This is a genomic window from Thioclava sediminum (assembly GCF_002020355.1).
Classification (GTDB): domain Bacteria; phylum Pseudomonadota; class Alphaproteobacteria; order Rhodobacterales; family Rhodobacteraceae; genus Thioclava; species Thioclava sediminum.
Map to the genome: position 1 here is coordinate 447,789 of NZ_MPZV01000004.1, position 11,032 is coordinate 458,820.

The 11,032-nt window shown below is 61.8% G+C and carries 12 protein-coding genes; 5 read left to right on the forward strand and 7 right to left on the reverse strand.

Annotation, left to right across the window (positions count from 1 at the left end):
- Positions 1-193: 193 nt before the first annotated feature.
- Both BMI91_RS17565 and BMI91_RS17570 read left to right on the forward strand, forming a co-directional pair.
- The gene (locus tag BMI91_RS17565) at positions 194-532 is read left to right on the forward strand and encodes a P-II family nitrogen regulator (protein WP_078522388.1); all 339 of its coding nucleotides are present in this window, start codon (positions 194-196) and stop codon (positions 530-532) included.
- 25 nt (positions 533-557) lie between these two features.
- Positions 558-1,895 carry an ammonium transporter gene (locus tag BMI91_RS17570; protein ID WP_088719786.1) on the forward strand — a complete coding sequence of 446 codons (1,338 nt, stop codon included), beginning with the start codon at positions 558-560 and terminating at the stop codon, positions 1,893-1,895.
- 72 nt (positions 1,896-1,967) lie between these two features.
- Here BMI91_RS17570 and BMI91_RS17575 read toward each other — a convergent pair whose 3' ends face one another.
- The 6 genes from BMI91_RS17575 to smpB form a co-directional block, all read right to left on the reverse strand.
- Positions 1,968-3,530, reverse strand: a complete 1,563-nt coding sequence (locus tag BMI91_RS17575; protein ID WP_078606062.1) for a DHA2 family efflux MFS transporter permease subunit — start codon at positions 3,528-3,530, stop codon at positions 1,968-1,970.
- Between the two features lie 3 nt (positions 3,531-3,533).
- Entirely contained in the window at positions 3,534-4,658 is a 1,125-nt protein-coding gene (locus BMI91_RS17580) for an HlyD family secretion protein (RefSeq protein ID WP_078606063.1), read from the reverse strand.
- Positions 4,651-5,103, reverse strand: a complete 453-nt coding sequence (locus BMI91_RS17585) for a MarR family winged helix-turn-helix transcriptional regulator (protein WP_078606064.1) — start codon at positions 5,101-5,103, stop codon at positions 4,651-4,653. Before BMI91_RS17585 ends, BMI91_RS17580 begins: the two co-directional genes overlap by 8 nt.
- Before the next feature lie 141 nt (positions 5,104-5,244).
- On the reverse strand, positions 5,245-6,426 hold the full coding sequence (locus BMI91_RS17590) for an amino acid aminotransferase (RefSeq protein WP_078606065.1): 1,182 nt from the start codon (positions 6,424-6,426) through the stop codon (positions 5,245-5,247).
- A complete protein-coding gene (gene sseA, locus BMI91_RS17595; protein WP_078522417.1) occupies positions 6,426-7,277 on the reverse strand; it encodes a 3-mercaptopyruvate sulfurtransferase in 852 nt (283 codons plus the stop codon). Before sseA ends, BMI91_RS17590 begins: the two co-directional genes overlap by 1 nt.
- An 89-nt stretch (positions 7,278-7,366) precedes the next feature.
- On the reverse strand, positions 7,367-7,840 hold the full coding sequence (gene smpB, locus BMI91_RS17600) for an SsrA-binding protein SmpB (protein WP_078522393.1): 474 nt from the start codon (positions 7,838-7,840) through the stop codon (positions 7,367-7,369).
- A gap of 104 nt (positions 7,841-7,944) precedes the next feature.
- Here smpB and BMI91_RS17605 point away from each other — a divergent pair, with 104 nt between their 5' ends.
- Positions 7,945-8,394 carry an ion channel gene (locus BMI91_RS17605; protein WP_078541739.1) on the forward strand — a complete coding sequence of 150 codons (450 nt, stop codon included), beginning with the start codon at positions 7,945-7,947 and terminating at the stop codon, positions 8,392-8,394.
- A gap of 46 nt (positions 8,395-8,440) precedes the next feature.
- On the opposite strand, the gene BMI91_RS17610 is transcribed toward BMI91_RS17605, so the two are convergent.
- On the reverse strand, positions 8,441-8,893 hold the full coding sequence (locus BMI91_RS17610) for a DUF302 domain-containing protein (RefSeq protein ID WP_078606066.1): 453 nt from the start codon (positions 8,891-8,893) through the stop codon (positions 8,441-8,443).
- Between the two features lie 166 nt (positions 8,894-9,059).
- Between BMI91_RS17610 and msrP the strand changes: the two genes are divergently transcribed.
- Complete coding sequence (gene msrP, locus BMI91_RS17615; RefSeq protein ID WP_078550752.1) at positions 9,060-9,989, forward strand: protein-methionine-sulfoxide reductase catalytic subunit MsrP; 930 nt, start codon at positions 9,060-9,062, stop codon at positions 9,987-9,989.
- Complete coding sequence (msrQ, locus tag BMI91_RS17620; RefSeq protein ID WP_078606067.1) at positions 9,989-10,594, forward strand: protein-methionine-sulfoxide reductase heme-binding subunit MsrQ; 606 nt, start codon at positions 9,989-9,991, stop codon at positions 10,592-10,594. Before msrP ends, msrQ begins: the two co-directional genes overlap by 1 nt.
- Positions 10,595-11,032 lie beyond the last annotated feature (438 nt).

Genomic DNA, 11,032 nt, shown 5'->3' on the forward strand with positions numbered 1-11,032 from the left:
ACGTTTCAGATTTGCAATGTGATTAAAAAAGCGGCAAAGCGCACAAATTGTGCAAATTTGAGCCAGAATCCGCTGAGGCTGCTACTCGGACGGAACCTCGTTTCCTTGTGCGAAAGGGGCACAGCGGGCCTTTTAACACCGTGCGATGTCACCAAGCGGGCATCGAAAGGGCTGAACAAGGAAGGGATGTCAGGTGAAACTCATCATTGCAGCAATCAAGCCGTTCAAGCTGGAGGAGGTGCGCGAGGCGCTCACCACCATCGGCGTGCGCGGAATGATGGTGACCGAGATCAAAGGCTTCGGTGCCCAGTCGGGTCACACGGAAATCTATCGTGGCGCCGAATACGCCGTGAACTTCGTGCCGAAGGTCAAGCTGGAGATCGTCGTCGCGGACGGCCTCGCCGACGAGGTTGTCGACACGATCATGAAAGCCGCGAAAACCGACAAGATCGGCGACGGCAAAATCTTCGTTCTCGATGTCGGGCAGGCGGTTCGCGTGCGCACCGGCGAATCCAATGACGACGCGCTTTAAGGCGCGACAGGGGGAAAGTAGGAAAATGAACAAGCTTTCGAAAATCACCGGCCTTGCGGTCGCTCTGACCGCGGTGGCTCTGCCGGCGCTGGCGCAGGATGCCGCCGCGCCCGCGGCGATGGATCCGCCGGCCAATGAGATCGGCTTCATCCTGAACACCTTCATGTTCCTCGTCACCGGCTTCCTGGTGATGTGGATGGGCGCGGGCTTCTCGATGCTCGAGGCTGGCCTCGTGCGTTCGAAGAACGTGACCATGCAGTCGCTCAAGAACATCGCGCTCTTCGCGATCGCGGCGATCATGTACTACCTCATCGGCTACAACCTGATGTACCCGGGCGACGGCTGGTCGATCAACGGCGTGCTCGGTGCCTTCTCGACCACCTCGCTCGAGCCTGTTGGCGTCGGCGCGGATTCGGTCGACCTGACCTACGCTTCGGTCGGTTCGGACTTCTTCTTCCAGCTGATGTTCTGCGCCACCACCGCGTCGATCGTTTCGGGCACCCTGGCCGAGCGCATCAAGCTGTGGCCGTTCCTGATCTTCACCGTGATCCTGACGGGCTTCATCTACCCGATCCAGGCTTCGTGGAAATGGGGCGGTGGCTTCCTGGACGCCGATTTCGGCTTCCTCGACTTCGCCGGCTCGACCGTCGTGCACTCGGTCGGTGGCTGGGCAGCTCTCGCGGGCGCTCTGATCCTCGGCCCGCGTATCGGCAAGTACAAGGACGGCAAGGTCCAGGCTATGCCCGGTTCGAACCTGACGCTCGCCACGCTCGGTACGTTCATCCTGTGGCTCGGTTGGTTCGGCTTCAACGGCGGTTCGCAGCTCTACATGAACACCGTGGGCAACGTCGCCGATATCTCGCGCATCTTCGCCAACACCAACACGGCAGCTGCCGGTGGCGCGATCGCAGCGCTGATCCTGACCCAGATCCTCTACAAGAAGCCGGATCTGACCATGGTTCTCAACGGCGCTCTGGCTGGTCTCGTGTCGATCACGGCTGAGCCGCTGACCCCGAGCCTCGGTGCAGCGACCATCATCGGCGCGATCGGCGGTATCATCGTGGTCCTGCTGGTTCCGATGCTCGACAAGCTGAAGATCGATGACGTCGTGGGCGCTATCCCGGTCCACCTCGGCGCTGGTATCTGGGGCACGCTGGCTGTTCCGATCACCAACCCCGACGGCACCTTCTACGGCCAGATCGTCTCGATCATCATCGTCGGCATCTTCGTCTTCGTGGTCTCGGCAATCATCTGGTTCATCCTCAAAGCCGTCATGGGCATCCGCGCCCCGGCCGAGGACGAGATGATGGGCCTCGACAAGGCGGAACTGGGCATGGAAGCCTATCCGGAGTTCGTCAACTAAGACGCCTCATCCAAGACAAAGCGAAAGGCCCGGGAGCGATCCCGGGCCTTTTTCATTGCGTCTGATGTGGGCTTACTCGGTGACCGGAGCGCCTTGCGGCTTCTGGCCGCCGCCGCTGTTCTGATAATCCGGCTTGCGCAGGAAGAAGACCAGCGGGATGGCCGCCAGCGTGACCCACATCATGAACTTGAAATCGTCCACGTAAGAGATCATCGCCGCCTGCTGCGTCGCGAGGTTGTTGAGCACCGTCAGGGCCGCCTCTCGCGACATGCCGCTCGCGCCGTTCATCACGCCCGAGAGGTTCTGCGGATTGATCGCAGAGACGATCTCGGAATGGTTCACAGCGATATTGTGGGTGAGCAGCGCGGTCACGATCGAGATTCCGATGGACGAGCCGATATTGCGCAGAAGCGAGAACAGCGCCGTGCCGTCGCCGCGATATTCCGGGGCCAGCGTGGCGAAGGCCAGCGTCGAGATCGGCACGAAGACCGAGCCCAGCCCGAAGCCCTGAATCACGCCCGAGATGATGATCCATTTTGGCCCCATTTGCGGCGAGAAGGTCGACATGATGTGCAGCGAATAGGCCGTGAAGGACAGGCCGACCACCACGAGGATGCGCAGGTCGATGACCTTCACCAACCGCCCGATCAGCAGCATCATGATCATCGCCCCCACGCCGCGGGGTGACATCACGAGGCCCGTCGTCAGCGTCGGGTAGCTGAAGATGTTCGACAGCATCGGCGGCAGCAGTGCCAGCGAGGCGAGCAGGATGATCCCGATCACGAAGATGAACAGCAGCCCCATCGAGAGGTTGCGGTCGAGGAACATCTTCGGCTCGAGGAAGGGCTTTTTCGCGCTGAGAATCCACACCAGAAACACCCAGAACCCGCTGATCGCGAGCGCGGCTTCGATCCAGATTTCGCGCGAGGCGAACCAGTCGAGATCGGACCCACGGTCGAGCATCATCTGCAGCGACCCGATGGCCACCGCCAGCGCCGCGAAGCCGAAGAAGTCGAAGCCGATCTTCTTCTTGGGGGTCTCGGGCAGGAAGAAGGCGGAGCCCGCGATGGCGATCATCCCGAGCGGCACGTTGATGTAGAACACCCAGCGCCAGTTGATCACCTCGGTCAGATAGCCGCCCAGCGTCGGGCCGATGATCGGGCCGAGCATGATGCCTGCACCGAACATCGCCATCGCCTGCCCGTGCTTCTCGCGCGGGTTGATGTCGAGCATGAAGTTCTGCGCGAGCGGCACGATGGCCGCGCCGAACACGCCCTGCATGAGGCGGAAGACCACCATCACGTCGAGCGACCACGCGATCCCGCAGAGCATCGAGAAGACGACGAAGCCGATCACCGCGACCATGAAGATCTCGCGCCGCCCGAAACGGTTGGCGAGCCACCCTGACAGCGGGGTCACGATGGCTGCAGCGACGATATAGGAGGTCAGCACCCAGTTGATCGTATCGCGCGACGCGCCGAGGTCGGCGCGCATGTCGGGCAGGGCCACGTTCGCAATCGTTGTATCGAGCACCTGCATGATCACGGCCAGCATCAGCGACGCCATGATCAGCGCGCGATGCGGCACGTTATGCGGATCGATCCCCTTGGGTTGTTTGTCTGCGGCCTCGGCCATGACTTACTGCCCCTGATCGGTCGTGCCAGCGACTGCGGCCGAGCTGTTCGCCTTGTCGAGGATGCGCTTGTAACGCGGCTGCGAGGCGGTATCGACGGTGACGCTGGCCGAGAGACCTGCGCGCAGGCCTTCGAGGTTCGCGCCTTCGTCGAGACGCAGGCGCACCGGAACGCGCTGGGTTACTTTCACCCAGTTGCCGGTCGCGTTCTGTGCGGGAAGGATCGAGAACTCGGCCCCGGTGCCCGCGCCGACCGCGTCGACCGTCGCGTGATATTCGCGATCCGGGAAGGCGTCGAATTCGACGGTGGCCGACTGGCCCTCTTGCATGTGGGTCAGTGCGGTTTCCTTGAAGTTCGCGATCACCCAGACGTCGCTGGTATCGACCAGCGTGAAGAGGCTGGCGCCGGCACCGACCATCTCGCCCGGTTTGAACGAGGAGGCCTGATAGATGATGCCATCGGTGGGCGCATCGACCTCGGTTTGCGAGAGGTTGTACTTGGCGTCATTGACCGCCGCGATCGCCGATTTCACCGAAGGATGCTCGTCCACCTGAATCTCGGGATTGCCGTTGAGCGCAACCTTGGCCGACGCCACTTTCTGCTTCGCGGCGGCCAGCGTGTTCTGCGCGGCTTGCGTCGCCGTGCGCTGCTGGTCGAGCGCCTGCTGCGTCGTGGTGCCGGATTTGATCAGCTTTTCCTGACGGTTCAGCTGTTTCTCCTGATAAGCCGCGTTATCCGCCGCCTGTTTCTCGTCGGCGAGCGCAGCCTTGTAGGAGGCGCGAAGCTGTTCGACCTGAAGGCGGGCCTGCGACAGTGCGGCCTCTGCCTTGGCCAGCGCCAGCTCGTAGGGTTTCTTGTCGAGCTCGAAGAGCGGCGTGCCTTTTTTCACATGCTCGTTGTCATGCACGAACACCTTGGTCACGCGGCCCGAGATTTGCGAGGCCACGGGAATCCGCGCCATCTGATAGTTGGCGTTCTCGGTGCTTTGCGAGCCACCGACGCTCAGCCAGTACCACGCGCCGCCCAGTACGATGAGGGCAGGCACGAGAATAAGGAGCCAGAATTTCGGCCCCTTCTTCTGTTTCGGTTGGTTTGCCGCGCTGTCCGCGGTCGGGTTCTGGTCACTCATGATTTGTCTCTGACGTGGAGGAGGTGTCTTCGGAGAGGTTACGGATGATCGCCCGCAGGGTGTTCAGTGCGGTCGCGACTTCGTCATCGCTCAGCCCGGCCAGTGCCTGCTCGTAGATGTCATCCGCGATGGAGCGCGCATTCTCGAACGCGTTGCGCGCCTTGGCCGAGGGATGCACGAGCTTGACGCGTCGATCGTTCGGATCAGCTTTGCGGCAGACCCAGTCGGCTTCTTCCATGCGGTCGACGAGGCGCGAAACCGAAATCGGTTCGATTTCGAGCAACTCGGCTAGCCGGGCCTGCGGCAGCGCGCCCTCCTTCTTGAGGTAGACGAGCAGCCGCCATTGCGCGGTCGTCAGGCCGAACTCGTTGGCGCGTGCCTCGAAGCGACGGCGGATCAACCGCGTCGCGTCGTGCAGAAGAAAACCTAGGCTCTGATCGGGCATCCGGGGCTCCGTTGAAATTAAAGTAAGCCTCTATATTATGAGCCTGCTTATTATTTCAAGGGCGCAATGCGGAAAAATCCGCCACGAAAAACGGCGGCCCGAATGGACCGCCGTTTCGAATTTTCGTGTTGTCGGAAGCGGTTAGACGCCAGCGTCGATCAGCGCGCGGGCCAGCAGCGGCACGCTGTTTTTGTTGAGGCCCGCGATGTTGATACGCGAGTCGCCGACCATATAGATCGCGTTGCCTTCCTTCATCGCAGCGACCTGCTCGGGCGTTGCGCCAAGGCGCGAGAACATGCCGCGGTGCTCTGCCACGAAGTCGAAGCGGTCGGAATTGGACAGCTTGCGCAGTTCGTCGGCGAGTTGCTGGCGCAGCTCCAGCATGCCGGTGCGAACCTCTTCCAGCTCGGCTTCCCAATCGGCGCGCAGCTCGGGATCGGTGAGCACGCGGGTGACCAGCGCCTGCCCGTGATAGGGCGGGAAAGAGTAGGTCTGACGGTTGAGATAGGCGAGGTTGCCCTGAACGGTTTTCTTGGTCTCTTCCGAGCCCAGAACCATCAGGCAGCCGGTGCGCTCGCGATAGATACCGAAGTTCTTCGAGCAGGACGCCGCGATCAGCACTTCCGGCAGACGCTCGGCGATCAGGCGGGTGCCTGCCGCATCGGCTTCAAGACCGTCCCCGAAGCCCTGATAGGCGAGGTCGATCATCGGCACGGCGCCGGTCTCAGCCAGCAGATCGGCGACCTTGCCCCATTGCTCGAGCGTCAGGTTCGCGCCGGTCGGATTGTGGCAGCAGCCGTGCAGCAACACGATGTCGCCTTCCTTGGCACCCTTCAGGTCTTCCATCATCGCGTCGAAATCGACCGAGCGGGTCTCGGCATCGAAATAGCGATAGGTTGTGAAGTCCTGATCCATGAATTTCAGGATCGAGAGGTGGTTCGGCCAGGTCGGATCGGAGACCCAGATCTTGGTGCCGGGGTTCGCCATGCGGGCAAGCTCGAAGCCCATGCGGCAGGCGCCAGTGCCGCCCACGGTCGAGAGGCACGCCAGACGATCGGCCGGGTAGCCCTTGCCCAGAACCATCTCGGCCATTGCGGCGTGAAATTCCGGCTGGCCTGCGAGGCCAGCGTATTTCTTGGTGGTCTCGTTGTCCCAGACCTGCTTTTCCGCCTTGTGGATGGCGCGCATGATCGGGGTTTCGCCTTCGGCGTTCTTGTAGACGCCGACGCCGAGATCGACCTTCTGGTCGCGCTCATCGGCGCGGTATTCTTCCATCAGCGCGAGGATCTTGTCCGGCGCCTGCGGCTTGAGATTGTTCAGCATCATGCTTCTCCCGTTGCGACCTTGAGGTCGTTATACATGCCCCATTCCGACCAGGACCCGTCATAGAGCGACCAGTCGGACTTGCCGATGATCTCCAGCGCGAGCGACAGGATCGCGGCGCTGACACCGGAGCCGCAGGTCGTGATCGCGGGCTTCGACAGGTCGACGCCGGCGGCCTCGAACAGGGCCTTGATCTCTTCTGGGGATTTGAAGGTGCCCTCGGGGGTCAGCAGTTCGCCGAAGGGCAGGTTGCGCGAGCCGGGGATATGACCCGAACGCAGCCCCGGGCGCGGCTCCGTGCCGTTGCCGAGGAAGCGTTCATTCGGGCGCGCGTCGATGATTTCGTGATCGCCGAGCTTGCTGGCATGGGCGACCTGCGTGACGTCCTTCACCAGACCGGGGTGGCGCTGCACCGTCATGTGACGGTCGCGCACCATCGGCGGCATGTCTTCGAGCGGGCGGCCTTCGGCCTCCCATTTCGGCAAACCGCCGTCGAGCACCGCCACATCCGTCTTGCCCATCAGGCGGAAGGTCCACCACACGCGCGGCGCGGAGAAGATCGAGTGCTGATCGTAGATCACGACCTGATGGCCGTCGCCGACGCCCATCGCGCGCATGCGGCTGATGAACTTCTCGGGCGGCGGCGCCATATGCGGCAGGTCCGAGCGGTTGTCGGCGATATCGTCGATGTCGAAGAAGCGCGCACCGGGGATGTGCTTGGCGTCATAGGTCGCCTTCGCATCCCGCTCCATCTGCGGCAGGAACCACGAAGCGTCCAGAATGCGCAGGTCGGGGTCCTTCAGATGGGCAGCAAGCCAATCCGTCGATACGAGCGTTTTCGGGTCATCCATCGTCATGCGCCTCTTTTGCCGGTCGGGATTGCTTAGACTCAGCGGCGCGCAAGACGCAAGGGCAGGGCGGGTAAATCCGCCCCATGCCCCTAGTAATTCTGCTTCAGAAGGCGCTGTTTCTGGCGGTTCCAGTCGCGTTTCGCCTCAGTTTCGCGCTTATCGGCCTGCTTCTTGCCCTTCGCGATCCCGATCAGGACCTTCGCGATGCCCTTCTCGTTGAAGTACATCTTCAGCGGCACGATGGTCATGCCCTCGCGCTGGGTCGCGTTCCACAGGCGCGCCAATTCGCGCTTGGAGACGAGCAGCTTGCGCTTGCGCCGCTCCTCATGGCCGAAATGCGAGGCCTGGTTGAGGCTCGCGATATAGGAGTTGATCAGCCACAATTCGGCATCCTCGACCGAGGCGTAGCTCTCGGCGATGTTCGTCTGTCCGACGCGCATCGATTTCACCTCGGAGCCTTGCAGCACGATGCCCGCCTCGAGGGTGTCCTCGACGGCGTAGTGATAACGTGCCTGCCGGTTCTCGGCGATCAGCTTGGAATTGGGGTCTGAATGCTTTGCCATAGTCGCATCGAGATAGGGCAGGCAAGCGGCTCTGTCCAGTGCGGCACCGCTGCGCTTGACGCCCGTGCGGTGGCGCGAAATAGCTAGGGCAGGAGGAAACGCCCATGATCATCCAGATCGCCATCGGTTCGGTGATGATGCTTCTGACCGTTTGCATCGCCGCGCTCAGCGCATGGGCGATCGAGGCGACGTTCTCGCGGCTGCACTGGTGGATGCTGCGTGAGCCGCACCGCCCGAAGCTGATGCTGATGGTTGTCGTCGCCGCCCTCTGGGCCTTGGCGATGGTCACCGCGGGCGTCTGGCTCTGGGCGTTCTGCTTCCGCATTCTGGGCGTGTTCAACACGATGGAGCAGTCGGTCTACTTCTCGCTCGTGAGCTTCACCACGCTGGGATACGGCGACATCCTGCTTTCGCATCAATGGCGCATCCTTGGCGGGATGGCGGCGGCGAACGGGCTGCTGAATGTGGGTCTTCTGACCGCGCTGCTGGTCGAGGTGATCCGCCATGTGCGCAAGAGCCAGCTGGAGGCCCGGGCCGAGCGCGGCGCGAGCTGAGCTGCTGTGCTCGCGCGCGCGGGTGCGCACGCGAGCTATATATCCGTCAGTCGAGCATCAGCGCGTCTTTGACGATCCCGGTCAGCATATCGGTCACCGGCTGCATCGACTCTTCGTCATAGGAGCGGAAGCCCACCGTCACGTGATCCGTGTCCTCGGGCGTCTGGTAGACGAAGATCGTGTAGGGGCAGTACTGGAAGTTGGCGATATCCGCCTCCATCACTTCGCGCGACGTTTGCGCCGAGCAGAAGGAGAACACGTCCGCGCCGGTGAACAGCGTCTTGGTGCTGCCGACCGCGTCTTTCGTGCGCTCCAGCATGTCGCCAGTATGGCTGACGTGATCCACCACGAGCCCCGCGCCGATGATTGCGTTCTGCACTGCGAAGGTGACGTTGTCGAAGGTGTCTTCGGTGGTCCAGGTATGGGCGTCCTCGGCCGTTGCCGCGCTCGCCCCCACTGTGATGACCGCCGCGAGTGCGGCGCCGATGAAGCGTTTCATCTCTCTCTCCCTTGTCTCCCGATCGGACGACTTTGCGCCGTCCGTTGATCCAGTCTCGATACTGGCGCGTATTTTTATACGTGCCTAGAGGTAACAATGTCGCTGTAAGCTCCGAAGTGTACGCGACGGGCACCGCCCCATATGTAGGGGCAGAGAGGAGATTTCCATGCGCAAGATAAGACCGAACGATCCGAGCTGGGCCGATGTGACGCCGAAGGCCGACTTCCTGAACCGCCGCCAAATCATGGCAGGCGCGGGGGCGATGGCGCTTGGCTCGATTGCCGGCCCCAGCTTTGCCAGCATCGACGCCAAGCCCTCGAAATTCTCGACCGACGCCAAGCCGAACACCCTCAAGGAGATCACCTCCTACAACAACTTTTATGAGTTCGGCTGGGACAAGTCGGACCCCGCGCAATATGCGGGCCAACTGGTCACCGACCCGTGGTCGATCGAGATCGACGGGATGGTCGACAAGCCCGGCTCCTATCCGCTCGACGATATTCTCAAGCCCGTAACGCTCGAGCAGCGCATCTATCGCTTCCGCTGTGTGGAGGCGTGGTCGATGGTCGTGCCGTGGATCGGCTTCGAGCTGTCCAGTCTTCTGAACCGCGTGGGCGTGCAGCCGTCCGCGAAATACGTGGCCTTCCAGACGCTCTACCGTCCCGAGCAGATGCCGGGGCAGAAGCAGGGCGGTATCGACTGGCCCTATGTCGAGGGGCTGCGCATCGACGAGGCGATGAACCCGCTGACCATTCTCGCGACCGGTCTCTACGACGAAGAGATGCCGAACCAGAACGGCGCGCCGATCCGTCTGATCGTGCCGTGGAAATATGGCTTCAAGTCGATCAAGAGCATCGTGAAGATCTCGCTGACCGATAAGCAGCCGCCGACGACGTGGAATCAGCTGCAGCCGCGTGAATACGGCTTCTATGCCAATGTGAACCCGAAAGTGGATCACCCGCGCTGGTCGCAGGCCACCGAACGCCGCGTGGGTGCGGGCCTCTTTGCCGGCCGTCAGGAGACGTTGATGTTCAACGGCTATGGCGACGAGGTCGCGCAGCTCTACAAGGGCATGGACCTCGCGAAGTATTACTGATGATCAGCGCAATCCTCTCCGCCCCGATCAACACCGCACTGCGGCGCGTGCCTAGCTGGGCCGTCTATCTGGCGGGGCTGATCCCGCTGGCATGGGTGGTCTGGCTGACACTGACCGGCGGCATCGGCGTCGATCCCGTGAAAGCGATCGAGCATCGGCTGGGCAAGATCGCCCTGTGGTTCCTGATCGGCGGATTGGCCATCACACCGGCGCGCCGATTCCTTGGCATTAACCTGATCAAGTATCGCCGCGCGATTGGCTTGCTGGCCTTCTTCTATGTGGCGCTGCACCTGATCGCCTGGGTAGTGCTGGATATGGGGATGCTCTGGGCACAAGCCGCGGCGGATCTCATCAAGCGCCCCTACCTCTTCTTCGGCATCACGGCTTTTGTGCTGCTGATCCCCTTGGCGGTGACCTCGAACAATGCCTCGATCCGCAAGTTGGGGAAAAACTGGCGGCGGATTCACATGCTGGTCTACCCGGCCGTGGCGCTCGGCGTGATTCACTACCTCTGGCAGATGAAGGTGATTTCCAGCGAGGGTTGGCTCTGGCTTGGCGTCTTCCTCGCTTTGATAGCTGTTCGATTCCGTTCATTTCGCTGGTGACTCGGTTGGTTTGGTGTGCTGCCCTTGGGGCATGGTCCTCAGGAGGTTTCGCGGGGGTGGGTGATTTGCGCAAGATTCTTCCCTGCGCTGGTTTGGTGTGAATTGGGTGCCTTTGCGGTGCGATCTAAAGCGTAGCGATTTCAGTGGTTTGGTGAGTTCTTTCGAGAAAAGTGACAGTTTTTCGAAAAAGGCACTTGCGACTCCGCGGAGTGATCCGTAAATACCGCCTCACCGAAGCGGCACACACCGCAACGGGGCGCCGGAAGGGATCGCAAGAGACTGAAGGCGAAGGAAATTTTGGAGATACGGTTGGCAGGCGCGCCCCAAGGGATTGAGGCGAGGCCGGTTGATTTTGTCTCCGCGCTCTTTGACATTGATAGATATCTGAAGAGATATGCGGGCGGTTTGGTCGATGATCGATGCGGACCGGAGCATATC

Bases quoted from the DNA above. Each gene is read 5' to 3' on its own strand.
- BMI91_RS17580 (WP_078606063.1), bottom strand. From the start codon at position 4,658: ATGAGTGACCAGAACCCGACCGCGGACAGCGCGGCAAACCAACCGAAA.
- BMI91_RS17605 (WP_078541739.1), top strand. From the start codon at position 7,945: ATGATCATCCAGATCGCCATCGGTTCGGTGATGATGCTTCTGACCGTT.
- BMI91_RS17585 (WP_078606064.1), bottom strand. From the start codon at position 5,103: ATGCCCGATCAGAGCCTAGGTTTTCTTCTGCACGACGCGACGCGGTTG.
- msrP (WP_078550752.1), top strand. From the start codon at position 9,060: ATGCGCAAGATAAGACCGAACGATCCGAGCTGGGCCGATGTGACGCCG.
- BMI91_RS17575 (WP_078606062.1), bottom strand. From the start codon at position 3,530: ATGGCCGAGGCCGCAGACAAACAACCCAAGGGGATCGATCCGCATAAC.
- BMI91_RS17610 (WP_078606066.1), bottom strand. From the start codon at position 8,893: ATGAAACGCTTCATCGGCGCCGCACTCGCGGCGGTCATCACAGTGGGG.
- sseA (WP_078522417.1), bottom strand. From the start codon at position 7,277: ATGGATGACCCGAAAACGCTCGTATCGACGGATTGGCTTGCTGCCCAT.
- msrQ (WP_078606067.1), top strand. From the start codon at position 9,989: ATGATCAGCGCAATCCTCTCCGCCCCGATCAACACCGCACTGCGGCGC.
- BMI91_RS17590 (WP_078606065.1), bottom strand. From the start codon at position 6,426: ATGCTGAACAATCTCAAGCCGCAGGCGCCGGACAAGATCCTCGCGCTG.
- smpB (WP_078522393.1), bottom strand. From the start codon at position 7,840: ATGGCAAAGCATTCAGACCCCAATTCCAAGCTGATCGCCGAGAACCGG.
- BMI91_RS17570 (WP_088719786.1), top strand. From the start codon at position 558: ATGAACAAGCTTTCGAAAATCACCGGCCTTGCGGTCGCTCTGACCGCG.